Origin of the sequence: Sporosarcina sp. FSL K6-1508, from assembly GCF_038007465.1 — a bacterium.
In the GTDB taxonomy this organism is placed as follows: Bacteria; Bacillota; Bacilli; order Bacillales_A; family Planococcaceae; genus Sporosarcina; species Sporosarcina psychrophila_B.
The window spans coordinates 3,673,727-3,700,186 of sequence record NZ_JBBOXF010000001.1 but is presented as its reverse complement, the minus strand read 5'-3'; the positions used below and the strand labels follow the sequence as shown (position 1 = coordinate 3,700,186).

The following is a 26,460-nucleotide window of genomic DNA, read 5'->3' as shown; positions in this document are numbered from 1 at the left end:
AGGAAGTCCGGCAATATAGCGGATTTATCATTGTATTGCTGTTTACTTACCTTCTTTTAAAATTACGAGATAACATGAATTGAAAAATCTGATAGTCGAAGAGTACGTTCGTATGACTCAAAATTGCTATTAGTGTGTATTGTTGTCTAAACTAAAACAGTTCTTAGCTGTATTACGTATTGTGATTTATCAGAACGCAAAAGGTGTGGCATGAATGGAGGGGGAACGATGGAGAAAAATTTGTTTATCGATACCGGGCGTCTTATCATACGCCCGTTTGAAACAGAAGATTATGATCAATGGAATGAAGGATTTAACAATAGATTACCTTCGCAATACAAGTATGATGATGGTTTCAGCGAGGATTCATCGACTTATACAAAAGAGTGGTTCGCGGACTGGATTCAAGGATTTAACGCGGCGGCAGAAAACGATGAAATGTATATACTTGGGGTTTTTAGAAAAGAAGATGGTGCCAATGTAGGGAAAGTAGAGTTGATAACGATTCGCAGAATGGATTACGATTGGGCGATGATGGGGTACTCCATACATAATCAATATTTCAGGCAAGGCTATGGGAAAGAAAGCGTCCTAGCGGCAAGTGCGTTGTTTTTCGATGAACTGAACTTCAATCGAATCGAACTACATATCAATATGGATAACGAACCATCCAAAAAGTTGGCATTGAGCACGGGTTTCCGTTATGAATGTACAAGGGAAGCATTTTCATATGAAAATGGGAAATGGACTGACTTTCAAATTTATTATAAAAACCGTGTGAATAAATAGGGAGAAACGAAAAATAGCTAAATCTATTCAAATTTTAGTCGTTGGAGATAGTAATCCTACATGGCTGGAAATGACTTCGTCATTTCCGGCCACAGCAAAAAAACTGCCTGACTCCAAAGTACAATCGGTGTCAGGCAGTTTTTTGTTTTGTCTACATCTAATTTCAGCAGCTCAGATTAAAATTCAAGGTGTTTTGCAATATAATCTTTCACTTCTGAAATAGGCATACGCGTTTGTTCCATAGAGTCACGGTGGCGAACTGTCACTTGACGATCTTCTTCGGAATCAAAGTCATACGTTATACAGAATGGTGTTCCAATTTCATCTTGACGACGGTAGCGTCTGCCGATCGATTGTGCATCATCGTATTGGACATTGAAATGCTTACGCAGTTCCGCATAGACTTCATCCGCACCGTCCGCAAGTTTCTTCGATAGCGGCAGAACAGCAGCCTTTACCGGAGCAAGCGCTGGGTGGAAACGAAGAACGGTACGTTTGTCGTCGCCATCTAGTTCTTCTTCAGCGAATGCATCGCAAAGGAATGCAAGTGTTACACGGTCCGCGCCAAGTGAAGGCTCGATACAATAAGGTACAAATTTCTCGTTTGTCACAGGATCTAGGTAGTGGAAATCTTCACCTGAATGTTCCATATGGCGTTTCAAGTCAAAATCAGTTCGGTTCGCAATGCCCCATAGTTCACCCCAGCCGAATGGGAATTTGTATTCGATGTCGACAGTCCCTTTTGAGTAATGGGAAAGTTCGTCTTCATCATGTTCACGTAAGCGCATATTATCCTCAGTCAAACCTAGGTTTAGTAACCATTGTTTTGAATACTCGCGCCAGAACGCGTACCATTCCATGTCTTCGCCGGGCTTACAAAAGAATTCCAATTCCATTTGTTCGAACTCGCGGGTACGGAATGTGAAGTTTCCAGGTGTAATTTCATTACGGAAGCTTTTCCCGATTTGGCCGATACCAAAAGGCATTTTCTTTCTCATTGAACGCTGGACATTTTTGAAATTCACAAAAATTCCCTGTGCAGTTTCAGGACGAAGGAAAATTTCATTCGCTGATGAATCCGTAACGCCTTGAGATGTTTTAAACATCAAGTTAAACTGGCGAATTTCAGTGTAGTCCATAGCGCCACAAGTCGGGCAGACCACTTTATGTTCATTAATGAGTTCTGCCATTTTGTCGAAAGACAGGCCATCCACAACCATTTCGATCCCTTTTGCATCTAGTGCATCTTCAATAAGTTTGTCAGCTCGATGGCGTGTGTTACATTTTTTGCAGTCAATCATCGGATCATTGAAGTTGCCAATATGACCTGAAGCTTCCCACACTTTTGGATTCATTAGGATCGCTGCGTCGAGTCCGACGTTATACGGCGATTCCTGAATGAACTTTTGCCACCAAGCTTTTTTGATGTTATTTTTCAATTCGATACCGAGAGGACCATAATCCCACGTGTTTGCAAGGCCTCCGTATATATCAGAGCCCGGGAAAACAAAACCTCTTTGCTTTGCTAAGTTAACGACTTGTTCCATTGACATAGTAAATCCCTCCAATTATTATTCAAATACGCCTTGGCGGATTTGTGTCCGGATTTTGAATTGAGCTTGTGCCCGCAGGATGCGGCGAACTTAGGTTGCCTTTCCATTCCCCTCAAAATCTGTGACATCCGCCGGAGGCTTTAATTTGGTTCAGCGGGGGCTTATGCTGAATCAAATTAAAAAGCACCCATCCCTGGACAAAAAGTCCAGGGACGAGTGCATGATTACCCGCGGTTCCACCCTAATTGGCTGCATAAACAGCCCTCTTTACTAGTGCGATGGCTCAAGGTTGCCGTTTCATATCTTTACGGGCTTTCACTATCCCCGTTCGCTTTAAATGACATTACTTATTAACCCATCTTCGCCTATTCAATTCTAATTCAGTTTAGCATGGTTCCGCTTTCTTCGCAATAGCACGCGTCTTCGTATATAATAATCAAGGATAAACAATTGAACGCTTAGGGCGGTGACATAGATGGAACTGAATAAGCGTCAGGGCGAGATTTTTGAAATCGTTAAAGCGGATGGCCCGATTACCGGCGAACAAATCGCGGAACGGCTTAAGCTGGCGAGGGCAACAATCCGTCCTGACTTAGCTATTTTAACGATGGCTGGTTTTCTGGATGCGAGACCTCGAGTGGGCTACTTTTATTCAGGCAAAAGACCTGCCCAATCTGTTTCTGACAGTATGACCGATATGAAAGTACGTGACTTCCAGTCAATTCCCGTCGTCGTAGATGAGAATATATCGGTTTATGACGCAATTTGTCAAATGTTCCTAGAAGATGTCGGAACATTGTTTGTTGTTGATGGGTTTTCATTTCTTACAGGGGTCCTTTCAAGGAAAGATTTGCTAAGGACAAGTCTGGGAAACAATGAGCTGGAAAAGATTCCGGTCCACGTGATTATGACTAGAATGCCAAATATTACGTATTGTGAAAAGCAGGATACGCTTCTTCATGCGGCGAAGAAAATGATTGACCAGCAAATCGATTCACTACCTGTTATAAATAATAACGGGAATGGACTTGAAGTTGTTGGACGAATTACAAAAACAAACATTACCGCAGCTTTCCTTTCGCTTGCGGATGAACACGAATTATGAGGAGGATACTATGAGGAAGTTAACTTTGTTCATCGTTTCCGACTCAGTCGGAGAAACGGCCGACCTTGTTGCAAAAGCGGCGGCAAGTCAATTCAGACAAGGGCTTGAAACAGTTTTGATAAAAAGGTTTTCCCATATAGAGGAAGAATCGCAACTTGATGAAATTGTTTATTTAGCGAAACAGCAAAATGCAATCATTGTCTATACACTTGTGAAAAGCGCCATGTGCCAAAAACTAAAAGTACAATGTCAGTCAAAAGAAATTCAGTGCATCGATCTTCTCGGACCTATCATTGAACGGATTGGTATGGAACTAGGTGAAAAGCCGCTAGAAGAACCGGGACTTGTGCGGCAACTGGATGAAGATTATTTTAAAAAAATAGAAGCAATTGAATTCGCCGTTAAGTATGATGATGGAAGGGACCCGCGGGGTGTTATGAGAGCGGATATCGTTCTCGTAGGTATTTCAAGAACCTCGAAAACGCCATTGTCGCAATACCTTGCACATAAAGGCTACAAAGTGGCGAATATTCCACTAGTGCCCGAAGTGGATCCGCCGGAAGAGCTGTATATGATCGATCCTGCTAAATGTTTCGGGCTTGTGATTTCTCCGGAAAAATTAAATTCTATTCGTAGAGAACGACTTATCACGCTTGGTTTGAAGGATGATGCGAATTATGCGCGAGTCGATCGGATTGAAGCCGAGATTACACATTTTAATAATGTAGTTTCAAAAATCGGCTGCACGGTTATCGACGTAACGAACCGGGCTGTTGAAGAAACCGCCAACGTTATATTTAGCGAAATTACGAGTCGCAATCGTTAAATAAAAATTGAGAAATACTGTTGTGCACATGAATGAGTGGCTGTTTAAAACATGGACACAGTGATATTGAAGGACCGGCCGTTACTACGGGTTGGTTCTTCTTTTGCGGATGATAAAAAAGTTTTTATAAAATGCGAGGTTTATATAGAGATAAACCCTCTATATTAGTGTAATATGAAAGATTCCGAGTATAATCGAAAATAATTTGTCGAATATGAAGGATTTTTGAATACTATCTCGAATTCAATCTAGATAGAGTGGTTGGTGATAGGATGACGAGAATACCAGAAGAGACCATAGAAGCCGTCCGATCAAAGACTGATATTGTCGATCTAATCGGGGAGTATGTACAACTTACAAAAAGAGGGAAAAATTGGTTTGGGCTTTGTCCATTTCATGGCGAAAGTACACCCTCTTTCTCTGTTTCAGAAGATAAACAACTTTTCCATTGTTTTGGATGCGGCGCTAGTGGTAATGCAATTACGTTCGTCATGGATATTGAAAATAGCCCATTTACAGAAGCGGTTGTAAAACTTGCTGACCGGACAGGTATTGAAGTCGATTCTGCCATAAGTGAAGGTTCCGGAGCGAAGCCGCACAACGAATTTAAATCCATGATTGAGGCACATGCTCTTGCAGCAAACTTTTATAGTCATCTACTCCTAAACACTGTAGAAGGTGAAGAAGCACTAGAATATCTTGAAAAAAGAGGGTTTACGAGGGAGAGTATCGAAAAATATGGAATCGGGTGGTCGCTAAACGATAATGAAGCGCTGTCGAATCTACTAAAGCGCAAGAGTTTCGATATGAAGGAAATGGAACGAGCCGGGCTTTGTATCATGAAAGACGATGGGACAGGCTATTTTGACAGATTTCGAGCACGTATCATGTTTCCGCTTCATGACGATAATGGAAATGTTGTTGCATTTTCCGGGAGGACTCTTTCTGGATCGAAACAGGAAGCCAAATACTTGAATAGTCCTGAAACTCCGATATTCGAAAAAAGTCATATTCTGTACAATTTTCACAATGCACGTCTTAACGTCCGGAAAACGGGTAAAGTAATACTGTTTGAAGGATTTATGGACACCATATCGGCTGATCGTGCAGGTGTGACGAATAGTGTTGCTGTAATGGGCACATCTTTATCGGACACACATCTTTTGAAATTAAAAAGAATTGCTAAAGATCTTATCATCTGCTGTGACGGAGATGATGCAGGATGGGAAGCGGCAAAGCGATTTGCAGATATGGCTACTCAAAAAGGGCTGGATGTTAAAATTGCGTTATTGCCGGGAAAGATGGATCCTGACGATTACATTACAGAGCATGGTGGTGATGCCTTTCGTGAAAAGGTCATCGGTAATCCCCATTCATTCATGTCATTTATAATGGCATATGCAAAGCGATCTAAAAACTTATCTTATGAAAACGATGTACTGCAATATATCCATGAAGTTTTGGAAGAATTGGCAAAGCGTTCATCGCCAGTAGAGCGGGATCTTTACTTCCGGCAGCTTTCAACAGTAACGGGTGTGTCAATCGAAGCCATTAATCAGCAATTTATAAAAATGGCCGGACATCAGGCAAAGAAAGCGAAAATGGAACCGAAATATGAGGAGGCACTGCGTCCTCAGCATGCTGTTCCAATGAGGAAGAAAACAGGTACCGAACGTGCGGAGCGATTGTTGCTCTATCATTTGTTAAGTGACGGGGAACTGTTTGATCGTATACGTGAGGATAAGCAAAACCTGTTCGTCCGGGAAGATTATGTAACAATTTTCATTAGGCTTGCCGGGTTTTACGAACAACATGGATCACCTGATTTCCACAGGTTTGCAGAATCATTGGAAGACCGGGAACTTAGAAAAATCGTTCTGGAGTCTGCAATGGTTGAAAGAGATCCCGAACACTCAGAAGAAGAAATTGCTGATTGCATTAATCATTTGGAAAGATATAAAGTCAGCTTGACAATTCAGGCAAAAATCCATGAATCAAAAGAAGCAGAAAAAACAAATGATCATACCCGGGCGCTGGAGCTGGCCAGGGAAATTATACAGCTCCGGAAATCATTGACGACATTATAGTCGTTTTCCGGTGTACTAAGGAGGAACGGGTAAGATGAGTAAAAAAGAACAATCTGAAGATATGGAAATTGAAATGACTGTTGAAGAAGTGAAAGCAAATCTGTTGGAGGCCGGAAAGAAAACAGGTGAACTTACGCTTGATGAGGTAACTGAAAAATTATCTGTATTTGAAATGGAGCCTGAACAGTTCGAGGAATTCCTTGACTTGCTTGAAGTGCAAGGAATTGAGATGGACCGTAAAGCTGATGAAGAAGCCGGAGAAGACGGCAAAATAGTTGCGGAAGAAAAATTTGATTTGAATGACCTTAGTGTACCGCCCGGCGTTAAAATCAATGATCCAGTGAGAATGTATTTAAAAGAAATTGGACGTGTCGATTTACTGACAGGTGCAGAAGAAGTTGAGCTTGCTATCCGTATTTTAGATGGCGATGAAGAGGCAAAGAAGCGACTTGCGGAAGCAAACCTGCGTTTAGTCGTTAGTATTGCGAAAAGGTATGTTGGACGGGGCATGCTGTTCCTTGACTTAATTCAGGAAGGGAATATGGGACTTATAAAAGCAGTAGAGAAATTCGACCATACAAAAGGATTCAAGTTCAGTACTTACGCAACATGGTGGATACGTCAGGCTATCACTCGTGCAATCGCGGACCAAGCCCGTACGATTCGGATTCCCGTTCATATGGTTGAAACCATTAATAAATTAATTCGAGTGCAGCGTCAATTGCTACAAGACCTTGGACGTGAACCATCGCCAGAAGAAATTGGAGAAGAAATGGATTTAACCGCTGAAAAAGTACGTGAAATCCTAAAAATTGCACAAGAGCCTGTATCGCTTGAAACGCCAATTGGTGAAGAGGATGATTCTCATCTTGGTGACTTCATAGAAGACTCTGAGGCACAATCACCGTCTGATCATGCAGCGTATGAGTTATTGAAAGAACAATTGGAAGACGTCCTTGATACGTTGACAGACAGAGAAGAAAACGTACTGCGCCTTCGTTTCGGTTTAGATGATGGCCGTACTAGAACGCTTGAAGAAGTAGGGAAAGTGTTCGGTGTTACCCGTGAACGAATTCGTCAAATTGAGGCGAAAGCATTACGCAAACTGCGGCACCCATCTAGAAGTAAGCGATTAAAAGATTTTCTTGAATAAAAAAAGGCATCGGCATAATTTGTGCCGATGCTTTTTTCACTGCCAAGAAACTGAGCGGCTCAATGGTGTACCAAGGCTTTTCCTATATTTCTCAAGGAGCGATCTACGTTATGAATCCACAGCGAAAACGAATAATTATATCGGAAATAAAGTATTGGAAACAGAATAAGTTATTGCCTGAGCATTACTGTGATTTTCTCATCACTCTCTACGCGCAAGGGGAGGATGAGAAGGAAGCAAAAGTGACGGATGCGATTCTTGTGAAGGAAAAAAAGAAATCGAAAAGGACAATTAATATGCTAGCAATCCTAGCGATAATTGTGAGTGGTTGCATGTTTGTATTTGTCCATTATCCGGTTCTGACAATTACGCTGGCAGCTGTTGTTTCGTTAGCGTTTTTACTGTTGACATTGCGCAAATCAACTGTCCAATCGGGTATCGGGCCTTTTCTATACATAGTAGCCTCCTTTATGTTGCTTTTAATGTCACTGAAGTTATGGGGTGTCTTTTTTGAAGGGCATACAATGTTACTAATTGGATTGCTCATATTGAACTGCCTCCTCTGGTTATTTGCAGGTCGTATGCTTAAATTGCTATATTTCACAATTTCGGGCGCAGCAGGATTGCTTCTGATTATCGGTTTTTTGCTTATTTCTTTTTGAATTCTCGTATTCTTTTGATAGGGATTCAATATTAGTTGTGAAAACGTAGGACAATTCGTTATAATTGAATTTGTAAGCGTTCACAACAAAGGGGATGAAGACGTTGAATTTCGATTTGACAGAAGAACAGCAGATGATCAAAAAAATGATTCGGGAATTCGCGGATGAAGTTGTCGCACCAGGTGCAATCGATCGCGACCGGACAAAAGAGTTTCCAGTTGAGGTGTTTAAACGACTCTCAGATATGGGAATGATGGGTTTACCTTTTTCAGAGGAGTATGGAGGCGGGGGAGCCGATACCATAAGTTTCGCAATTGTTACGGAAGAACTAAGCCGTGCATGTGCTTCAACAGGAATTACATATTCGGCGCATATTTCATTGGGGGGAGCACCACTCAACCTATTTGGCACCGAAGAACAGAAACATAAGTATTTGACGCCAATTTGTACAGGGGAATCGTTTGGCGCTTTTGGATTGACGGAATCAAATGCTGGGTCGGATGCGGGTGGGACGCAAACAACAGCAAAAGAAGATGGGGATGATTATGTCATCAACGGCTCCAAAGTATTCATCACGAATGCGAGCTATGCCAAGCATCTTGCAATTACCGCTATCACGGGGAATGAAGGCGGGAATAAAGAAATCAGCGCAATTATCGTACCGACCGATGCAGAAGGCTTCACGGTTATCGATAACTATGAAAAAATGGGGCTTAATGCTTCTAATACGACAGAGCTTGTGCTTGATAACGTCCGTGTACCGAAAGAAAACCTTCTAGGGACACGAGGGAACGGTTTCCGCCAGTTCCTCGTTACATTAGACGGTGGACGTATTGGAATCGGTGCTATGGCGGTAGGGATTGCCCAGGCGGCGTTTGATCGTGCACTTCGATACTCCAAAGAACGTAAGCAATTCGGCAAAACACTTTCTGAATTCCAAATCACGCAATTTAAGCTGGCTGATATGGCGATGAAAATTGAACTGGCGCGTACTATGGTCCATAAAGCAGCTTGGCTTAAAGATCAGGGACGTCCATTTTCAAAAGAAGCTTCAATGTGTAAACTGTATGCATCAGAAATAGCTATGGAAGTGGCAAGCGAAGCGATCCAGATTCATGGCGGTTATGGTTATATGAAAGAATATGAAGTCGAACGCTATATGCGGGATGCAAAGCTTCTTGAAATAGGAGAAGGTACTTCGGAAGTACAAAGAATGGTCATCGCGCGATTAATCGGCTGTTAACAAAAAAGCAAAAGATGCCAGTAACTCTATCTTTATTGAACAAATGATTGCCTATATAATTACTGAACGGAGGCGCCTTACAAGGACGTGAGGCATCCCTAGCACCGAAGCGAATTCAATGAATTTTTAAATTCGACATATATTGTATAGATAACACTTAAATATTTGTCGAATTTGTCACAAACAACGAAAAGATCATCGATAACTCTTTCAGTTTTCTTGCGGATACAGTACAATAATAGTTGTGAACTGTATTCATTACAGAATAGATCCTGATAAGGGAGGGTAATTCAATGAGTAGAAATCCAATTGTGCCTTATATCTTAATTTTTGCGCTTGGAATCGGTCTTATTTTCTTCATGTCCCTCTATGGACTTGATCAGAAAAAAGAAATCGCTGGACAAGGTGAAGATGCAGTAACTGAAGAAGCTGAAAGTTCAGCAGAATTTGATGCTGAAGCAGTTGCTCAAGGTAAATGTATCGGCTGTCACGGCGGAGATCTTTCAGGTGGAATGGGGCCAGGTTTGGTTGGAACTAGCCTATCTAAGGAAGAAATTAAAGACACCATTAAAAATGGTAAAAACGCAATGCCACCTCAAGGCATTACAGATGATGCCGAGCTAGATGCAATGGCAGATTATATTTTATCACTTAAATAATCCTTAATGAGGAAGAGCTGTCAGTTAGCAGAGCGTTTCTGTCGACTGATGGCTTTTTCTATTTATGTAATGTGCAAAATAAGACAAAATCTAATACAATTAAAGCATTGAAAGGCGGCGATTATTTGAATTCCGAACGATTATCTAACAGATTAAAGGCGGTCGCTTCTTACGTCAAGGAAGGGGCAGTGGTTGCAGATATTGGCAGTGATCATGCTTATTTGCCTTGTTTTCTAGTTCATACAAAGAAAGTGAAGACAGCAATTGCAGGAGAAGTAGCGAAAGGGCCGTATGAATCCGCAGTTAAAAATGTAAGACGAGAAGGTTTTTCAGAAGCCATTACGGTTAGACTGGCAGATGGTCTGTTTGCTATTGAAGAAGGGGATGCTGTCGATACGGTGACAATCGCAGGAATGGGAGGCCCGCTAATCGCTACAATCTTAGAAAGCGGCAAAGAGCGACTTTCCCAAGTGAACCGAATCATTGCACAGCCGAATATCTATTCAAGGGCAATCCGCGAATGGGCCGTTTCTAATAAGTGGACAATTATTGATGAGCATATTTTGAAAGAAGACGGCAAAATATATGAAATTATCGTGCTGGAAAAAGGACAGGCAATGTATGGGGAACTAGAATTGATGGCAGGACCTTTCTTGCTTGCTTCCAAAACCGATGTATTCCTTGAAAAATGGGAAGGTGAATTGGCGGAATGGAATCGAGTACTTGCTTCCCTCAAAAAAACAGCTGAAACAGATGCAATCAAAAAGAAAAAAGAACAAATGTCAGGTTATATTGAATTAGTTGGGAAGGTGTTGACAACGTGAAAAAAGTAAATGGGCATGAAGTTATTGCGCTTTTTGAAAAGTGGTCACCAAAACGTTTTGCAATGGATGGTGATCCGGTAGGGCTTCACATCGGACAATTGAACCGCAGTGTAGAAAGCGTGCTAGTCACCTTAGATGTCAACGAAGAAGTCATTGATGAGGCAATCCGAAAAGGTGCTAACCTCATTATCGCGCACCATCCGCCAATTTACAGACCATTGAAAGGCCTTTTGACGGAAACACCGCAAGGCAGCATGATTGAAAAGTGTATTAAAAATGATATTGCTGTCTATGCAGCTCATACGAATTTAGATGTCGCACCCGGCGGCGTGAATGATATGTTAGCTAGAGAACTTGGTTTAGTTGACACGGAGATCGTGGAGCCGACCTATTCTGAACTGCTTTATAAGTTAATTATCTTTAGTCCTGTCACCCATGCAGAAGAAATTAGACAAGCGTTGGAAAAGGCGGGAGCAGGAGCGATTGGCGACTATACTGGATGCAGTTTCAGTTCAACAGGCATTGGGCGTTTTACACCAACCACAGGAGCCGAGCCATTCATTGGGGAAGTCGGTAAAGGTGAAGAGGTCAATGAAGAGAGAATCGAAGTAATACTGCCGGGACCGCTCCGCAGTAAAGTGCTGAAGGCGATGCTGGCATCCCATCCGTACGAAGAGCCAGCATATGATCTTATTGCTCTTGATCAAGAGGCGAATCAATATGGCCTAGGGCGTGTTGGAAAACTTGAGGAAAAGACCACTCTTGCACAATTTGCGGAACTTGTAAAAATTGCATTCGATGTCCCGGCACTCCGATTTGTAGGTGATCCAAATAAAGAAATCCTAAAGGTTGCGGTACTAGGTGGAGACGGCAATAAATATATAGGAGCCGCTAAACGAAGCGGAGCGGACGTTCTCGTAACTGGCGATTTGTATTATCATGTCGCTCATGATGCACAGGCGATGGGGCTTGCCGTTATCGACCCTGGACATAATATTGAAAAAGTGATGATTCAAGGAGTAGCGAATCATATGAAGGCGGCTTGTATAGAAGCCCGTTATAATGTCTCGTTCATCGAATCGGAAATCATTACAGAACCATTTACTTTTATTTGATGGATTGAGAAAAAACCAGCCATCCTGAATAGGAGGCTGGTTCATTCAAAACATCCGAAAAGTTTTTAGACACGGAGTAGTGTCTAGGCTTCTAGCGTCTAGCGCTTTACTTAAGTTGTAGCGTAAGGCTCGATTCGCGTTACAGGCGACGGATTTTTAATTTTCGGCAAGATTTTTTCTAATTGGAATTTCCGCTCTGGAAGATGTGTAGAAGGATCTTCTGGATTGAATTTTTCAAGGAAAGCAATCACTTCGCGAACAATCAATGTCGGTGTTGAAGCACCGGCTGTAACACCGACAGTTTCGATGCCTTCCAACCACTTCACGTCCAGTTCAGAAACATCCGAAATTCGGTACGATGGTGTGCCAGCAATTTCGACAGAGACTTGTGTCAGACGGTTCGAGTTATTACTCATCGGATCGCCTACAACGATGAGAAGGTCTGATTCACCTGCCTGTTGAGCGACGGCCTCTTGTCTCACTTGAGTCGCAAGACAGATTTCCTTATGGACTTCGATATGTGGATATTTTACTTTAAGTGCGTCCATAATGTGAACAACATCCCATTGGCTCATTGTCGTTTGGTTCGTTACGAGCAGTTTGGAGTTCTGCACATTCAGGTTATCGACATCTTCAGTCGTTTCAATCAAATGTACTGCGTGCGGTGCCACTCCAATTGCTCCTTCTGGCTCGGGATGATGTTTTTTTCCAACGTAAATGATATCGTAACCTTCGGCAGTCTTTTCTTCGATCAGGTCGTGGGTTACAGTTACATCCGGACAAGTTGCATCAATCGAAACGAGACCTTTTCTTTTTGCAAGTTCACGTACTTCCGGTGAAACACCATGTGCAGTGAAGATGACTGTTCCTGATTCAACTTTTTCAAGAATTTCTAACCGGTTTTCACCATCTAGTGTGATGATGCCATCATCTTCAAACGCATCTGTCACATGCTTGTTATGGACAATCATTCCCAATATATAAATGGGTCTCGGCAATGTTTTGTCGAGTGCCGCATTTCTCGCGATGATCATTGCGTCGACGACCCCATAACAATAACCCCTCGGGGTAATCTTTAAAACTTTCATGCAGTCTCACTCCTCTAATAGGATCTACTATCCATTATAGCTGAGTTGAGCGGCGGATTCAAAAATTATCGGATGGGCGGCTGAAAGATGCGGGGAACTGATGGACCTGGCGTTGGATTTGCAACAGTTGACCGCGCGGCTGCGGCCACTCCACTTGCGGGTGATCCGACGCTGCCGGCTGCAGGTGGCAATGATTGAAAACCTTTATATAATCGCCACATCGCAGGCAAGTTTTGAACCATGGGGGCAAACTGCTGGACCATAGGCGCGAATTGCTGTGCCGTATTCAAAAATCGGTTAGCTGTTTGCATATACCCATCTATTCTGGATGGAGCTTGCTGCATCCCTTGACCGGGATTCGGACCACCGGCTGGATTGCCCATGGGACCACCAGGTGGATTACCCATCGGCCCATTCATGAATGGTTGTCTGGGAGGTTGAGCCTGACCAGTTTGAGGAGGCAGTCCGAAGCCCATTAGTCCCCTGGAAGGTGGGGGCGATTGTTGTCGTGCGAACGGATAAAAGGATTCATACCTCATAATTATCTCCTTTCGATAAATTAGAATGAACTTTCACATAGTATACTATGCGAAAATCGCATACGGCGGAACGAAATCGTGTTACAATAGGTGTACATTAGGAGGGTTACGAATGTCTAAATTCACAGACTATCAATTTAAACCGTTTATACGGGAAGCAATCGGGAGGCTCGGCTTTGAGAATCCGACACCGATACAAAAGGAAATTATACCGCTCATCCTGAAAGGGACGAATGCAATCGGACAAGCACATACAGGAACGGGTAAATCTCATAGTTTCCTTATTCCAGTATTAGAACGTACAGATGCAACTGTTGATGAACTGCAAGCAGTTATCACAGCTCCGACAAGAGAGTTGGCGACGCAACTGTACAATGAACTTGCTAAGATGACAGAAGGTACCGACGTGCGCAGTTCGCTGCTTATAGGAGGTACGGACAAACAACGATCTATCGGGAAATTAAAGTCGAATCCGCATATTATTGTGGGGACACCGGGACGAATTAGCGATATGTCTGAAAATGGCGCTCTTTCTATTCATACAGCAAAAATTTTAGTTATAGATGAAGCTGATCTCGCATTCGATATGGGCTTTATTGAGGATATCGATAAGTTCGCATCCAAAATGCCTGCCAAACTGGAAATGTATGTATTTTCGGCGACGATTCCTGAGAAACTAAAACCATTTTTAACTAAATATATGGAATCGCCTGTTCATGTGAAAATTGGTGAACGGAGACCATTGACAGAGGGCATGCATTATTCACTTGTTCCTGTTCGCAGCATGAGTAAAAAGAAAAAGTTGTTGCAAGTAATGGAAGGCATCAACCCCTATTTGGCGATCATCTTTATGAATACGAGGCAAAATGCTGAAGGGCTTGCAACTTTCCTAGGGGAAAATGGCATTAAGGTTGGAAGAATTCATGGGGATCTAACACCGCGTGAACGTACGCGGATGATGAAACAAGTCCGTGATCTTGAATTCCAGTATATTGTAGCGACAGATCTTGCGGCACGCGGAATTGATATTCCAGGTGTCAGTCATGTTATTAACTTCGAGTTGCCGGATGATCTTGAGTTTTTCATTCACCGTGTCGGGCGTACTGCGCGTGCTGGGCTTAAGGGAACAGCAATTACACTATATGAGCCATCTGAAGACGATAAAGTAGTCAGAATTGAAAAGATGGGCATTCCGTTTGTTCACGAAGAAGTGAAAAATGGTGAATGGGTCGAAGTAAAAGAACGCCATGCAAGACGCAATCGAGTAAAAGAAGAAGATGACATCGACCGTAAAGCGATTTCATTCGTTCAAAAGCCTGCAAAAGTGAAACCTGGTTATAAAAAGAAAATGGCTCAGGAAGTAGAACGATTTAAAAAACGGGAAAGGAGATTGAAACGTAAAAAATGACAAATGACAAACCATTATTGCTTGGCTCTCACGTTTCTATGAGCGGCAGCAAAATGCTGTTAGGCTCAAGTGTGGAAGCGGCAAGCTACGGAGCAACTACTTTCATGATCTATACTGGGGCTCCACAAAACACGCGGAGAAAGCGCCTCGAGGAATTGAATATTGCAGCAGGGCATCTGAGTATGGAGGAAAATGGACAGTCTAATATTGTCGTCCATGCACCCTATATTATTAACATTGCAAATACGTTAAAGCCTGAGACATTCAGACTTGGAGTCGACTTCCTTCAAAGTGAAATTGAGCGGACAGCTGCACTCGGTGTAAATCAGATTGTTCTTCATCCCGGTGCGCATGTCGGTGCGGGGGTCGATCTTGGCGTCGCAAAAATCATTGAAGGGCTGAACGAAGTACTTTCTCAAGACTATCCAGTCCGTATTGCACTCGAAACAATGGCGGGAAAAGGAACCGAAATTGGCCGAAATTTTAATGAGATTGCAGCGATTATTGACGGTGTCACACACAATGACCGTTTATCGGTTTGTTTTGATACTTGTCACGTTCATGATGCGGGGTACGATATTGTTGGTGATTTTGATGGGGTATTAAATGAATTCGATAAAATTGTTGGAGTGGACAGAATATCTGTTATTCACGTCAATGATAGTAAAAACGAACGTGGTGCAATGAAGGACCGCCATGAAAATATTGGTTTCGGTCATATCGGTTTCGAGCCGCTTTCTTATATTGTCCATCATGAGGAATTCCAATCGATTCCTAAAATACTTGAAACACCATTTGTAGGTGCAGATCCGAAAAAGAAATCGGCGCCTTACAAGTTTGAGATAGAAATGTTCAAGGCAAAATCATTTCAACCTGAGAAAATTGATCAGTTAAGAATTTAAAGAACAAAATCCGCTTGCAGAGTATATGCGAGCGGTTTTTGTTCTTTTCAACAAGTCCATCAGTATTCGTTATTTGGTGGAGTCTAAATACTTCTTGAATAAAATTTCAGTTTTTTTATCACCAATGGCTACCCGTACTTTATTGATAAACATTTCGGGTATGCCCGTGAAGAGCCAATGGAATGAAATTTCATCAAGCAATGGTCGAAGTGCCCTTATTTCAGATTTGGAAAAGTCAAGCCCGTATTGCTTTGCAATGATTTTGACTTCATCGTCACTTCTCATTTTAACTTCATTTAGCAGCTGTGCATAATCCACTTCTTATACCTTCTTTCTTAAATGGTTGTATCCCTTGGGAACATAGTTTATAATTTGACGAGTGAATCGGAATGATTCCTGTTTTAAGGAAGGGATAGTAAAATGAAAAATAACATTATTCAATTGGACGATGTCAGTTTCAGTTATGAACAGTCAATCGCCCTTGATCATATTTCTCTTGAGGTAGGGGAGGGGGAATTTTGGGCACTGATTGGACCGAATGGTTCCGGTAAATCAACGCTCCTAAATATTATTCTTGGTCTCTTACAGCCCTCCAGCGGTTCTGTAAAGCTTTTTGGTTCGGAGATAGGATCCTTTAAGCAGCGAGAACGGATTGGTTATGTTTCACAGAAATCCAATTCTTTTAACTCAGGTTTCCCTGCGACTGTCCTTGAAGTTGTGCGCAGCGGATTGACACGCAAAGTTGGAATGTTTAAAAGTTTTTCGAAAAAAGATGAACTGCGAACATTAGAAGCGCTAAGTATCGTTGGCATGGACGGTTTTTCAAAGCGGAATATGGGTGAATTATCCGGTGGTCAGCAACAACGTGTGTTTATAGCAAGAGCGCTGGCGGGCAAACCGGACCTACTCATTATGGATGAACCGACTGTTGGAATTGACCAACAAAATGTCGCATCGTTTTATTCTATGCTGAACAAATTAAATCGTGAGCACGGAATTGCAATTTTGCTGGTGACACATGAAATCGACCTTGTGACTGATCTTGCAACACATGTGGCCTGCTTAAACCGTACGATTCATTTTCACGGTAAACAATCTGATTATAAAAGAATGGAAGACGATGATATTTCAAGATGGTATGGTCATCCTGTTCGGCGCGTCCACCAGCATACAGATGAGGTGGAAAAATGATTAATGCTATTCTTTCGTATGAATTTCTGCAAAACGCATTTCTATCAGGCTTAATCATCGGCGTCATAGCCCCGTTACTTGGTTTGTTTATCGTTGTAAGACGTCTTTCGCTTATCGCAGATGCGCTCAGCCATGTCGCGTTGGCAGGAATCGCAGGAAGTCTATATTTGAGCCAACAAGTGCTCTTCTTTGCTGCATTGAATCCAGTTTACCTTGGGATTGCATCTGCTGTCGGCGGGTCATTGCTGATTGAGAAATTGAGAGGCGCATACCGCCATTATGAAGAACTTGCCATTCCGGTTATATTGTCTACAGGGATTGGCCTAGGTGCTATTTTTATTTCATTATCGAAAGGGTTCGGCTCAGATTTAATAGGTTATCTATTCGGATCTGTGTCAGCTGTCAGTAGTCAGGATCTTATCGTCGTTATCGTTATTGCAATCATCGTTATTGCGTATATCCGCTTTCTTTATAAAGAACTGTTTGTCTTATCATTCGATGCGGAATATGCCAAGGTATCCGGGATAAATTCGCGGTATATCCAGATGGTATTTATGATTATTACAGCGCTTGTCATTGGAGCTTCGATGCGAATTGTTGGTATTTTACTAGTTTCGTCACTCATGACAATTCCAGTAGCAGCGGCTATTCAGTTAGCAAAAAGCTTTAAGGGTGCAATGATCTATTCCATCATTTTTGGCGAATTATCCGTTATCATTGGACTTGTCGCGGCCTATTATCTTGATATTGCACCAGGAGGAACAATCGTCATCACCTCGATACTTATTTTGTTAGTAGTGCTCGCTTGGAAGAAGATTCAGGGTGGACACAATGCCCGTACAGTGAAGGGGGAGTTGATATGACACTCGATGAAGCATGGCGTATCCTGCAGGAAAACCAATTTAAGCGGACAAAAAATAGAGATATAATTCTCCAGTTATTGTCAAAAAAAGACCGCTACTTAACAGCTTTGGAAGTGAAAAACTTCATGGAGGCTACTAATCCGGGAATTAGTTTTGATACGATTTATCGGAACTTGACGACATTTTCGGAACTTGGCATTCTAGAGGAAACTGATTTAAACGGTGAACGAAACTTCCGAATGCAATGTGATCCCGGTGTCCATCATCATCATTTCATCTGTACAGCATGTGGCAAGACGCGCAGTATTCCACACTGTCCAATGGAAATGATTACTGTCAATTTACCGGATTATGAAGTGGAAGGGCATAAGTTTGAAATTTACGGGAAGTGTCCGTTATGTGTGAAGAAATGAAAAATGGTGTGGAACTCTATATTAAGAGTTCCACACCATTTTTTTAATTTACTAAAGGTTCTTCTATAGGAAATAGTTTCTTGATCCAATTATTCGCTTCTTGCCAATTATAGACACGAATGACTCCCTCAGGAATAGGTTGCCGGTTATAGGGTGTGTCGAATAGAATGACAGGAATGTCCAATTCTTCATGGATCTCAACAGCATTGTCATGCTTATCTTCAAAAAATGCATGGACACCAAACTTTTTAGCAGTTTCAATTTTATAGTGACTTCCAACAAGTTCGATATGATCATACGGAATTGCCTGTTGGTTAAACCAGTCGAGTGTCGAGTCATACACTTGGCGATCTCGTGCAGAAATATAATATAGCTCGAACTTCGCTTGCCAGCCAGTTAAAACTTCTTTTGCATATTCTTGTGCAAGAGAAGTTTTGTAAATGTTTTCCTCAGCGCCTTTAAACCACTCGGAGAAAATTTTCTCATCCACTGTAAATGCTTTTGTTAAGTCGTACTCTTTTATGTCATCCAGTACAAGATTGCATCCGAATTGCTCGTTGATATGCGGCAATAAAGAAGTGGGGCATGTCACCGTACCGTCGATGTCGATACCAAAGCGGAGAGTTTTCATTCCGCTTTTCCACCTTGCAGGAGAAGTTCTTCCTGTCTTTTCTTTTCAAAATATTCTTCCGCAAGTTTATCGATTTCGACTTTTAATTCTTCGACCATTGTCGCTTCTGGTACTTTGCGGACCGTTTTGCCTTTCATGAAGAGAAGACCTTCACCACGCGCACCTGCAATACCGATATCGGCTTCACGCGCTTCGCCTGGTCCATTGACAGCACAGCCAAGCACCGCAACTTTTAGTGGGGCTTTAATATGTGAAATATATTCTTCGACCTCATTTGCGATTTTTATGAGGTCGATTTCGATCCGTCCACATGTGGGACATGAAATAAGTGTCGCTGCGTTTGACGAAAGGCCGAAGATTTTCAGCAATTCGCGTGCGACTTTAATTTCTTGGACAGGATCCGCACTCAGCGATACACGCATTGTGTTACCGATGCCCGCCGACAGCAGGGTGCCTAGACCCGCTGCGCTCTTGATAGAGCCTGAGAATAGCGTTCCAGACTCCGTAATGCCGAGATGCAATGGATAGTCGAATGCTGCCGCTGCTTTCTGATATGCTTCGACTGCTAAATTTACATCGGAAGCTTTCAATGACACGATGATGTCGTGGAAATCGAGGTCTTCCAATATTTTAATGTGATGAAGTGCACTTTCTACCATTCCATCGGCAGTCGGGTATCCGTATTTTTCAAGAATTTTTTTCTCCAGTGAACCAGCATTGACGCCGATTCGAATTGGAATGCCTTTCGCTTTTGCCGCATTGACAACAGCTTCGACTTTTGCTTGTCTTCCTATATTCCCAGGGTTGATACGAATTTTATCCGCGCCCTGTTCAATAGCAATTAACGCTAATTTATAATCGAAATGGATATCGACAACAAGTGGGATATTGATGCGTTTTTTTATTTCACCAATTGAATACGCTGCACGCTCATCTGGACACGCAACACGGACAATCTGACATCCCGCTTCTTCCAATCGCAAAATTTCTGCGACTGTCGCTTCGACGTCGTGTGTTTTGGTCGTTGTCATACTTTGAATGAAAAGCTCGTCACTTCCGCCGATTGTCAGATTACCGACTCGTACAGGACGTGTATTTTTTCTGTTTATCATAGCAGTCATTTATTTCTCTCCTTAGTTGGCCTTAGCCTTATAACTATAACTATTTTAGCAATCTTCATAGCAAAAAGACAAGGGACAGCCCTTATCGCTCGGAGTCTATGCATTTTTCTGTGAGCGGACGGGAAAGTGGAAGCATAATTTTCTCGCCTCCGATGATCTTTTGGTTTTGAAGATGGGGATTCAAGGAATAGAAAGAAGACAATCTATCAATGAAGCCTAATTCAGGATCGGGATACAATGCGAACAGTGTTTCAATCGTATCTCCATCGACTGTTGTAACGGGAATTGCATCGGCTTCCTCTTCTTCGCATAGTTGCTGTTCTTTGGCAAAAGAAGCAAGCGGGATGGTGCCTTCCACTAAATCGAGGCGGATAAAATGAAATGTTACGAATAATAATGCTGCGAGTAGTAGTATTCTCATGGAAATTCCCCCTTTCGCTACTATATGCATGAAAAGGGGAAGTATTCATTGAGGGATTTTTGGATAGTACTTGGCTGCAGCTGCAATATAAACAAAGTGAATAATGGATGTGATACCAGTATTAACATTTTTCATTCCTGGAAGGAAATCAAGTCCGATTGTCAGAAGAATAGGGATGGTAATTGCAATAGCGGAAGTTCTCCACATATGGCGGTATTCTCCACGCCTTTTCATCAGTTTCAGCAAAAGTATGCCCACATAACCAAAAATGCTGACTCGGATGAAGATATAAGACGTACTGATGACAAGTTGCAGAAGAAATGCAATTGGATATATAAGTCCGCCAATTGTTTCCCCATGTTCGAGCAGTTCGGGCGATGAATCGAATAAGACTGCATCCCCTGCTATATAGCGGATGAATGATAGCAATGTGAACAAAGCAACGAATACGAAAACATATCGGAATACTTTACCGATTGGTAATAGGCGAAACGCTGCCAGTTTTTTCGGTTCATGGATTGCCGCTTTGACTAGTTGATGAAACTTCACTTTAAATCCACCTCCACTTTCAATAGTCTATCATTTAACAGTGTCGTTGTGCGTACCTCTATTTCCGACAGAATGATGACATTTCACAAACCGATTGTAAAGGGAATGTAAAGATTCGGCTGCTACTATTTACAATTGGGATAGCTATCCTCATAATAAGGTGCGATACATAAAGCATGATGGAGGTTGACTGCATAATGGAAGTAAACTGGCAGGAAATGCTATTCCAGTTTCTCGGGGGACTCGGAATTTTCTTGTTCGCGATAAAGTATATGGGAGATGGCCTTCAAAAAGCGGCGGGCGACAGACTCCGCGCCATCCTTGACCGATTTACGACGAATCCGTTTATGGGAGTACTTGTCGGAATTATCGTTACAGTCTTGATCCAATCAAGTTCTGGGACAACTGTTATTACGGTAGGACTTGTAAGTGCTGGTTTCATGACACTTCGTCAAGCTATTGGTGTCATTATGGGAGCGAATATCGGAACGACTGTTACGGCTTTTATTATCGGATTAGATGTAGGTGCCTATGCGCTTCCCATTATGGCGATTGGAGCGTTCCTAATCTTTTTCATTAAAAAGAGTTCAATTAGAAATATAGGTGAAGTTATTTTTGGATTCGGTGGCCTATTTCTAGGACTTGAATTGATGAGTGGCGGTATGAAACCGCTTAGAGAATTGGATACGTTTACTGATCTTATGGTATCGATGAGCGACCAGCCTATGCTTGGTGTTGTTGTCGGAACAATATTTACATTGATTGTTCAGAGTTCAAGCGCGACAGTCGGTATCATGCAGGGGCTTTATGCTGAAAATCTTATCGATCTCAATGGAGCACTGCCAATTCTTTTCGGTGATAATATCGGTACAACAATTACAGCCGTTCTTGCTTCAATCGGTGCATCGGTAGCGGCGAAGCGTGCTGCTGCAACGCATGTTTTATTTAATATTGTTGGAACGGTTATCTTCATGCTGCTTCTTATACCATTCACTGCGTATGTCGAGTGGATATCAGGGGTGTTGGCTCTTGAAAATAAAATGCAAATTGCGTTTGCACACGGTTCGTTCAACATTGCAAATACAATTATCCAGTTCCCGCTAATTGGGACATGGGCTTGGTTGGTTACAAAAATGATCCCAGGTGAAGATGTATTAATTGAATATAAGCCGAAGCATCTAGATAGGCACTTTATAGAACAATCACCTGCGGTTGCGATCGGACAAGCCAAAGAAGAAATTATCCGCATGGGTGAATTCGGTGTCCGCGGTTTACAGGAATCATTTGAATACTTGAAAACAGGCAATAAAAAACATGCAGAAACGGCATACCAGATTGAAGATGCCATTAATAATTTGGATCGTAAAATCACAGACTATCTAGTTGAAATCACTTCGGTAAGTATCTCGCCGATTGAGTCTGGCCGTCACTTCATGCTTATGGATACGGTACGTGATATTGAACGTATCGGTGATCACTTTGAAAACATCGTCGAACTCATTGACTACCGTGATGTTAACCGTGTAAAACTGACGGAAGATGCGATGAATGATTTGACAGAAATGTTCACCCTGACAATTGAAACAGTCCAGAAAGCTGTTGACTCACTTAACCTGAATGATATTGGAATGGCAAGAACGGTTGCTGAAAAAGAGGTTCTCATTGACAAAATGGAACGGAAATTCAGGAAGAATCATATTTTGCGATTAAATGAAGGAAGATGTACCGCGCAATCAGGAATGGTATTTGTCGATATTGTTTCTAACTTGGAACGCGTCGGTGACCATGCCGTGAATATCGCTGAAGCAATTCTTGGAAATAGAGCATAATTGTTCGTATAGGAGGATGGTTTTATGGAGTTTATAGGTTGGATTATTGCGATTGCCATGTTCATTATTGCTTTTGCTGGACTCGTATATCCGATCATTCCATCGGCGCTCTTCATAGTAGGTGGCTTCCTTCTATATGGACTTGTCGATACATTTGATGGGATGACTATTTGGTTTTGGACCATTCAGGTATTATTCGTCATCTTGCTGTTTGGCGCAGACACACTGTCGAATCTCGTCGGTGTGAAAAAATTTGGAGGCTCCAAGGCGGGGATGTGGGGAAGTACAATTGGACTTCTTATCGGTCCTTTCGTCATTCCAGTTGCTGGTATTTTAGTTGGTCCATTTCTGGGCGCTGTCCTTGCGGAACTTGCCGTATCCCGTTCTGGAGTGAGACAGGCTATAAAGACAGGTATTGGTTCGCTCGTCGGTTTTTTCACTTCAGTTGTGACGAAAGGGCTTGTCATGGTTGTGATGATTATTGTATTTATACTATTCATCAGATAAGTCATATCAAAATAGTCCATTTTATTTGAACGTTATTCGCAATTTTGATAATGTTGAAAGCGTAGCATAATTATGAAACTCTCTAGGAGGAATGGACAATGGCTTACAAATTACCAGAACTACCTTACGCATACGACGCACTTGAACCACACATCGACAAAGAAACGATGAACATTCACCATACTAAACACCATAATGCATATGTAACGAACTTGAACAACGCTCTTGAAGGAAACGAAGAACTTTTAAACAAATCTATTGAAGATCTTATTGCGAATCTTGATGCAGTACCTGAAGACAAGCGTACTGCTGTCCGTAACAATGGCGGCGGTCATGCGAACCACTCACTATTCTGGGAACTTCTATCAGCAGATGGTGGCGGTAACCCATCAGGCGCACTTGCTGAAGCAATCGATAAAAAGTTTGGAAGCTTTGACGCGTTCAAAGAAGAATTTGCAAAAGCGGGTGCAACTCGTTTCGGTTCAGGATGGGCTTGGCTTGTACTGAATGGTGGCGAACTTGAAATTATGTCAACTCCTAATCAAGATTCACCAATCATGGAAGGCAAAACGCCTCTTCTAGGCCTTGACGTTTGGGAGCATGCTTACTACCTAAACTATCAAAACCGTCGTCCTGACTATATTTCAGCATTCTGGAATGTTGTCAATTGGGACGAGGTTGCAAAACGTTTCGGTAAATAAAATTTTAACTTCATCTAGAAGGAACCAAGCACACATCTTGTTCGTCAAGATGTGTGCTTTTTCTATTTTGGATGATATAATTCAAAATGGTTAACAAAGAAGGGGGACATTATGAAAAAGCAGGTGCGTAAGGCGGACCAAGCTAAAATACGCCAACGAAAACATATCGCATTCCGGATGAACTTCCTATTCTTTTCAATCTTTGTCCTATTTTCCTTGCTCATTTTTCGTCTTGGCTATTTACAAATCGTCAAAGGTGAAGATTATTCCAGAGCGCTGGAAAGAACGGAAGAAGTAGCTGTCAATACAAGCGTACCAAGAGGCAGATTATTTGACCGTATGGGGCGAGTCCTTGTTGATAATGATCCGAAAAACGCCATTACATATACGAAAATGACGTCCACGAGTTCCAGAGATATGCTTGAAATTGCTGAGAAACTTGCAGTCTTGATTGAACAAGATACGAAAAGGATTACCATGGGGGATAAAAGAGATTTTTGGATTTTGAAAAATTCGGAGGAAGCACTTAAAAAGGTTTCCAAAAAGGAACAACTCGCAATTGAAAAGGATAGTTCATTATCAAGAACGCAAATGCAGCGTAAAATCAATACGTTGACACGAGAGCGTGTGACAGAAGAGGAAATCAATTCATTCACAGATGAGGAGATGGAAGTACTTGCAATTTACAGAGAAATGATGGCTGGCTACGCATACTCCCCGCAAATTGTGAAAAGTGGAAATGTCACCAAAGAGGAATTCGCGATAGTGTCTGAGCGTCTTGGGGAATTGCCAGGCGTGGATACAACAACGGATTGGGAACGTGTAAGGAGATCGGAGAACACTATTTTAGGTAAAACCACTAGTCCGATTGAAGGACTTCCGAAATCTAGCATGAACTATTTCTTGGCAAGGGACTATTCGAGAAATGACCGTGTCGGAAAAAGTTATGTCGAGCAGTATTATGAAGAATTGTTAAAAGGACAGAAAACAATCGTTAAGAATATTAAGGATCGTAGCGGCAGTGTCGTTGAGACGAAAACAATCCGAGAAGGCGAACCTGGCAAGGATCTTATTCTAACGATTGACAGCGAATTGGAACAGGCACTTGAAAAAATTGTTTCGGATAAGCTGTTAGAATTGAAAAGAGGGCCAAATGCCGGCGAATTAGATAGGGCATTTTTAGTCATGATGAACCCGAATAACGGTGAGGTTCTTTCACTGGTAGGCAAGCAGGTCGTAACGAATAAAGAAACAGGTAAGCTCGAAATATGGGACTACGCATTTGGTACGTTCACTGCGCTCCACGAGGCTGGTTCAACCGTCAAGATGGCGACACTTCTTACGGGATATCAGGAAAATGCCGTGCGTATTGGTGAAGTAAAAATAGATGAACCAATCAGAATCGGTGGGATTACAAAAAGATCACTGTTCAATCAAAACTCTAGGGTTGCTGTAAGTGATATTGAAGCAATTGGTAGATCTTCGAACGTATATATGTTCCGTATAGCATTGGCCATGGCGAATGCTAACTATAGCTCTGCAAATTCTGAACTCATTAGAAGAAATGCATTTGATAAGTTCCGACAATCTTTTGCATCTTTCGGATTGGGGACTAAAACGGGTATTGATTTACCAGGGGAATCGGGCGGTCTGATTGGCGATAGTAATTCAATAGGGATTTTGTTGGATTTATCTATCGGTCAGTACGATACCTATACAACACTTCAACTTGCCCAATATGTCTCGACAATCGCAAATGGCGGTTACCGTATAGCTCCTAAAGTATTAAAAGAAATCCGTGAACCATCTGAGGATGGTGAAATTCTTGGTCCTCTCATTCAAGAAACGGGGGTCAATATTCTGAACAGGATTCAGAATACGGATGCAGAGATTAATCAAGTGAAGCGTGGGATGCACTACGTTTATTACGGCGCTCGTGGGACTGCTCCAAATCTCTTTGCTGGAAAAGACTATGATGCAGCCGGGAAGACGGGAACCGCACAGGCATTCAGTTCTGGGAAGCCGACAATCAATTTATCACATGTAGGTTTTGCACCTTACGAAAACCCGGAAATTGCATATGCAATTATCATCCCGAATATATCTACAAATCAGAAAAAGTATCCATATGCACAAAATGATATTGTGAAGCTAGCCGTGGACGAATATTTTAAACTAAAAGCAAAACGGGCTAAAGAAGAAGTATCTACAGCTGCTAAGCAACCAATCATACAGGCACAAGAAATAGAATCTGAATAAAAAAGTAGGAAAACCATTGGTT

The 26,460-nt window shown here is 42.1% G+C and carries 27 protein-coding genes; 19 read left to right on the top strand and 8 right to left on the bottom strand.

The annotated features are described in order from the left end of the window. Window positions 1-228: 228 nt before the first annotated feature. Entirely contained in the window at window positions 229-789 is a 561-nt protein-coding gene (locus MKZ11_RS18885) for a GNAT family N-acetyltransferase (protein WP_340795901.1), read from the top strand. A 176-nt stretch (window positions 790-965) separates the two neighbouring features. Here MKZ11_RS18885 and MKZ11_RS18880 read toward each other — a convergent pair whose 3' ends face one another. Continuing rightward, entirely contained in the window at window positions 966-2,342 is a 1,377-nt protein-coding gene (locus tag MKZ11_RS18880) for a glycine--tRNA ligase (protein ID WP_340795900.1), read from the bottom strand. 475 nt (window positions 2,343-2,817) lie between these two features. Here MKZ11_RS18880 and MKZ11_RS18875 point away from each other — a divergent pair, with 475 nt between their 5' ends. The 9 genes from MKZ11_RS18875 to MKZ11_RS18835 all read left to right on the top strand — a co-directional run bounded on the left by MKZ11_RS18875 (window position 2,818) and on the right by MKZ11_RS18835 (window position 12,016). Beyond that, on the top strand, window positions 2,818-3,447 hold the full coding sequence (locus tag MKZ11_RS18875) for a helix-turn-helix transcriptional regulator (RefSeq protein WP_340795899.1): 630 nt from the start codon (window positions 2,818-2,820) through the stop codon (window positions 3,445-3,447). Window positions 3,448-3,457: 10 nt separating this feature from the next. Next, a complete protein-coding gene (locus MKZ11_RS18870; protein WP_340795898.1) occupies window positions 3,458-4,273 on the top strand; it encodes a pyruvate, water dikinase regulatory protein in 816 nt (271 codons plus the stop codon). A 272-nt stretch (window positions 4,274-4,545) separates the two neighbouring features. Next, a complete protein-coding gene (dnaG, locus tag MKZ11_RS18865) occupies window positions 4,546-6,360 on the top strand; it encodes a DNA primase (RefSeq protein WP_340795897.1) in 1,815 nt (604 codons plus the stop codon). 34 nt (window positions 6,361-6,394) lie between these two features. After that, window positions 6,395-7,513: an RNA polymerase sigma factor RpoD gene (rpoD, locus tag MKZ11_RS18860; RefSeq protein ID WP_340795896.1), complete on the top strand. Its 1,119-nt coding sequence runs from the start codon at window positions 6,395-6,397 to the stop codon at window positions 7,511-7,513. A 110-nt stretch (window positions 7,514-7,623) separates the two neighbouring features. Continuing rightward, a complete protein-coding gene (locus tag MKZ11_RS18855; RefSeq protein WP_340795895.1) occupies window positions 7,624-8,175 on the top strand; it encodes a hypothetical protein in 552 nt (183 codons plus the stop codon). A 103-nt stretch (window positions 8,176-8,278) separates the two neighbouring features. Then, window positions 8,279-9,418, top strand: a complete 1,140-nt coding sequence (locus MKZ11_RS18850; RefSeq protein WP_340795894.1) for an acyl-CoA dehydrogenase family protein — start codon at window positions 8,279-8,281, stop codon at window positions 9,416-9,418. A 293-nt stretch (window positions 9,419-9,711) separates the two neighbouring features. Next, window positions 9,712-10,077 carry a cytochrome c550 gene (gene cccA / locus MKZ11_RS18845; protein WP_340795893.1) on the top strand — a complete coding sequence of 122 codons (366 nt, stop codon included), beginning with the start codon at window positions 9,712-9,714 and terminating at the stop codon, window positions 10,075-10,077. 125 nt (window positions 10,078-10,202) lie between these two features. Beyond that, on the top strand, window positions 10,203-10,901 hold the full coding sequence (locus MKZ11_RS18840) for a tRNA (adenine(22)-N(1))-methyltransferase (RefSeq protein WP_340797054.1): 699 nt from the start codon (window positions 10,203-10,205) through the stop codon (window positions 10,899-10,901). Then, on the top strand, window positions 10,898-12,016 hold the full coding sequence (locus MKZ11_RS18835; RefSeq protein WP_340795892.1) for a Nif3-like dinuclear metal center hexameric protein: 1,119 nt from the start codon (window positions 10,898-10,900) through the stop codon (window positions 12,014-12,016). The genes MKZ11_RS18840 and MKZ11_RS18835 overlap by 4 nt, the downstream gene beginning before the upstream one ends. A gap of 110 nt (window positions 12,017-12,126) precedes the next feature. On the opposite strand, the gene MKZ11_RS18830 is transcribed toward MKZ11_RS18835, so the two are convergent. After that, on the bottom strand, window positions 12,127-13,104 hold the full coding sequence (locus tag MKZ11_RS18830; RefSeq protein WP_340795891.1) for a 4-hydroxy-3-methylbut-2-enyl diphosphate reductase: 978 nt from the start codon (window positions 13,102-13,104) through the stop codon (window positions 12,127-12,129). Between the two features lie 65 nt (window positions 13,105-13,169). Continuing rightward, window positions 13,170-13,523 (bottom strand): VrrA/YqfQ family protein, encoded by a 354-nt coding sequence (gene vrrA / locus MKZ11_RS18825; protein ID WP_340795890.1) that lies wholly within the window; start codon window positions 13,521-13,523, stop codon window positions 13,170-13,172. 232 nt (window positions 13,524-13,755) lie between these two features. Between vrrA and MKZ11_RS18820 the strand changes: the two genes are divergently transcribed. Together MKZ11_RS18820 and MKZ11_RS18815 are read left to right on the top strand one after the other, a co-directional pair. Next, the gene (locus MKZ11_RS18820) at window positions 13,756-15,051 is read left to right on the top strand and encodes a DEAD/DEAH box helicase (RefSeq protein ID WP_340795889.1); all 1,296 of its coding nucleotides are present in this window, start codon (window positions 13,756-13,758) and stop codon (window positions 15,049-15,051) included. Beyond that, on the top strand, window positions 15,048-15,953 hold the full coding sequence (locus MKZ11_RS18815) for a deoxyribonuclease IV (RefSeq protein ID WP_340795888.1): 906 nt from the start codon (window positions 15,048-15,050) through the stop codon (window positions 15,951-15,953). Before MKZ11_RS18820 ends, MKZ11_RS18815 begins: the two co-directional genes overlap by 4 nt. 69 nt (window positions 15,954-16,022) lie before the next feature. Here MKZ11_RS18815 and MKZ11_RS18810 read toward each other — a convergent pair whose 3' ends face one another. Continuing rightward, window positions 16,023-16,271 (bottom strand): hypothetical protein, encoded by a 249-nt coding sequence (locus MKZ11_RS18810; protein WP_340795887.1) that lies wholly within the window; start codon window positions 16,269-16,271, stop codon window positions 16,023-16,025. A gap of 102 nt (window positions 16,272-16,373) precedes the next feature. Here MKZ11_RS18810 and MKZ11_RS18805 point away from each other — a divergent pair, with 102 nt between their 5' ends. Genes MKZ11_RS18805 through MKZ11_RS18795 form a run of 3 tightly spaced genes read left to right on the top strand, consistent with a single transcriptional unit; the run spans window position 16,374 to window position 18,420 of the window. Next, on the top strand, window positions 16,374-17,144 hold the full coding sequence (locus MKZ11_RS18805) for a metal ABC transporter ATP-binding protein (RefSeq protein ID WP_340795886.1): 771 nt from the start codon (window positions 16,374-16,376) through the stop codon (window positions 17,142-17,144). Further along, a complete protein-coding gene (locus MKZ11_RS18800; RefSeq protein ID WP_340795885.1) occupies window positions 17,141-18,007 on the top strand; it encodes a metal ABC transporter permease in 867 nt (288 codons plus the stop codon). The genes MKZ11_RS18805 and MKZ11_RS18800 overlap by 4 nt, the downstream gene beginning before the upstream one ends. After that, entirely contained in the window at window positions 18,004-18,420 is a 417-nt protein-coding gene (locus tag MKZ11_RS18795; protein ID WP_340795884.1) for a Fur family transcriptional regulator, read from the top strand. The genes MKZ11_RS18800 and MKZ11_RS18795 overlap by 4 nt, the downstream gene beginning before the upstream one ends. Before the next feature lie 43 nt (window positions 18,421-18,463). Here the strand turns inward: MKZ11_RS18795 and MKZ11_RS18790 are convergent, their stop codons facing one another. From MKZ11_RS18790 to MKZ11_RS18775, 4 genes are all read right to left on the bottom strand, one after another. Next, the gene (locus MKZ11_RS18790; RefSeq protein ID WP_340795883.1) at window positions 18,464-19,051 is read right to left on the bottom strand and encodes a 5' nucleotidase, NT5C type; all 588 of its coding nucleotides are present in this window, start codon (window positions 19,049-19,051) and stop codon (window positions 18,464-18,466) included. Next, a complete protein-coding gene (gene ispG / locus MKZ11_RS18785) occupies window positions 19,048-20,172 on the bottom strand; it encodes a flavodoxin-dependent (E)-4-hydroxy-3-methylbut-2-enyl-diphosphate synthase (RefSeq protein WP_340795882.1) in 1,125 nt (374 codons plus the stop codon). Before ispG ends, MKZ11_RS18790 begins: the two co-directional genes overlap by 4 nt. Before the next feature lie 82 nt (window positions 20,173-20,254). Next, window positions 20,255-20,593 carry a hypothetical protein gene (locus MKZ11_RS18780; RefSeq protein ID WP_340795881.1) on the bottom strand — a complete coding sequence of 113 codons (339 nt, stop codon included), beginning with the start codon at window positions 20,591-20,593 and terminating at the stop codon, window positions 20,255-20,257. A gap of 45 nt (window positions 20,594-20,638) precedes the next feature. After that, a complete protein-coding gene (locus MKZ11_RS18775; protein WP_340795880.1) occupies window positions 20,639-21,142 on the bottom strand; it encodes a DUF1189 family protein in 504 nt (167 codons plus the stop codon). A gap of 197 nt (window positions 21,143-21,339) precedes the next feature. On the opposite strand from MKZ11_RS18775, the gene MKZ11_RS18770 reads away from it, so the two are divergent. The 4 genes from MKZ11_RS18770 to MKZ11_RS18755 all read left to right on the top strand — a co-directional run bounded on the left by MKZ11_RS18770 (window position 21,340) and on the right by MKZ11_RS18755 (window position 26,438). Then, window positions 21,340-22,971 (top strand): Na/Pi cotransporter family protein, encoded by a 1,632-nt coding sequence (locus MKZ11_RS18770; RefSeq protein WP_340795879.1) that lies wholly within the window; start codon window positions 21,340-21,342, stop codon window positions 22,969-22,971. A gap of 24 nt (window positions 22,972-22,995) precedes the next feature. Further along, window positions 22,996-23,478, top strand: coding sequence for a DUF456 domain-containing protein (locus MKZ11_RS18765; RefSeq protein WP_340795878.1), 483 nt, complete (start codon window positions 22,996-22,998; stop codon window positions 23,476-23,478). Window positions 23,479-23,576: 98 nt separating this feature from the next. Further along, the gene (locus MKZ11_RS18760; protein WP_340795877.1) at window positions 23,577-24,179 is read left to right on the top strand and encodes a superoxide dismutase; all 603 of its coding nucleotides are present in this window, start codon (window positions 23,577-23,579) and stop codon (window positions 24,177-24,179) included. A 111-nt stretch (window positions 24,180-24,290) separates the two neighbouring features. Beyond that, entirely contained in the window at window positions 24,291-26,438 is a 2,148-nt protein-coding gene (locus MKZ11_RS18755) for a peptidoglycan D,D-transpeptidase FtsI family protein (protein WP_340795876.1), read from the top strand. Window positions 26,439-26,460: the final 22 nt, after the last annotated feature.

Bases quoted from the DNA above. Each gene is read 5' to 3' on its own strand.
- MKZ11_RS18830 (WP_340795891.1), bottom strand. From the start codon at position 13,104: ATGAAAGTTTTAAAGATTACCCCGAGGGGTTATTGTTATGGGGTCGTC.
- MKZ11_RS18815 (WP_340795888.1), top strand. From the start codon at position 15,048: ATGACAAATGACAAACCATTATTGCTTGGCTCTCACGTTTCTATGAGC.
- MKZ11_RS18805 (WP_340795886.1), top strand. From the start codon at position 16,374: ATGAAAAATAACATTATTCAATTGGACGATGTCAGTTTCAGTTATGAA.
- MKZ11_RS18855 (WP_340795895.1), top strand. From the start codon at position 7,624: ATGAATCCACAGCGAAAACGAATAATTATATCGGAAATAAAGTATTGG.
- MKZ11_RS18755 (WP_340795876.1), top strand. From the start codon at position 24,291: ATGAAAAAGCAGGTGCGTAAGGCGGACCAAGCTAAAATACGCCAACGA.
- MKZ11_RS18795 (WP_340795884.1), top strand. From the start codon at position 18,004: ATGACACTCGATGAAGCATGGCGTATCCTGCAGGAAAACCAATTTAAG.
- MKZ11_RS18790 (WP_340795883.1), bottom strand. From the start codon at position 19,051: ATGAAAACTCTCCGCTTTGGTATCGACATCGACGGTACGGTGACATGC.
- cccA (WP_340795893.1), top strand. From the start codon at position 9,712: ATGAGTAGAAATCCAATTGTGCCTTATATCTTAATTTTTGCGCTTGGA.
- MKZ11_RS18875 (WP_340795899.1), top strand. From the start codon at position 2,818: ATGGAACTGAATAAGCGTCAGGGCGAGATTTTTGAAATCGTTAAAGCG.
- rpoD (WP_340795896.1), top strand. From the start codon at position 6,395: ATGAGTAAAAAAGAACAATCTGAAGATATGGAAATTGAAATGACTGTT.
- MKZ11_RS18870 (WP_340795898.1), top strand. From the start codon at position 3,458: ATGAGGAAGTTAACTTTGTTCATCGTTTCCGACTCAGTCGGAGAAACG.
- vrrA (WP_340795890.1), bottom strand. From the start codon at position 13,523: ATGAATGGGCCGATGGGTAATCCACCTGGTGGTCCCATGGGCAATCCA.
- MKZ11_RS18820 (WP_340795889.1), top strand. From the start codon at position 13,756: ATGTCTAAATTCACAGACTATCAATTTAAACCGTTTATACGGGAAGCA.
- MKZ11_RS18765 (WP_340795878.1), top strand. From the start codon at position 22,996: ATGGAGTTTATAGGTTGGATTATTGCGATTGCCATGTTCATTATTGCT.
- dnaG (WP_340795897.1), top strand. From the start codon at position 4,546: ATGACGAGAATACCAGAAGAGACCATAGAAGCCGTCCGATCAAAGACT.
- MKZ11_RS18780 (WP_340795881.1), bottom strand. From the start codon at position 20,593: ATGAGAATACTACTACTCGCAGCATTATTATTCGTAACATTTCATTTT.
- MKZ11_RS18760 (WP_340795877.1), top strand. From the start codon at position 23,577: ATGGCTTACAAATTACCAGAACTACCTTACGCATACGACGCACTTGAA.
- MKZ11_RS18880 (WP_340795900.1), bottom strand. From the start codon at position 2,342: ATGTCAATGGAACAAGTCGTTAACTTAGCAAAGCAAAGAGGTTTTGTT.
- MKZ11_RS18800 (WP_340795885.1), top strand. From the start codon at position 17,141: ATGATTAATGCTATTCTTTCGTATGAATTTCTGCAAAACGCATTTCTA.
- MKZ11_RS18770 (WP_340795879.1), top strand. From the start codon at position 21,340: ATGGAAGTAAACTGGCAGGAAATGCTATTCCAGTTTCTCGGGGGACTC.
- MKZ11_RS18885 (WP_340795901.1), top strand. From the start codon at position 229: ATGGAGAAAAATTTGTTTATCGATACCGGGCGTCTTATCATACGCCCG.
- ispG (WP_340795882.1), bottom strand. From the start codon at position 20,172: ATGACTGCTATGATAAACAGAAAAAATACACGTCCTGTACGAGTCGGT.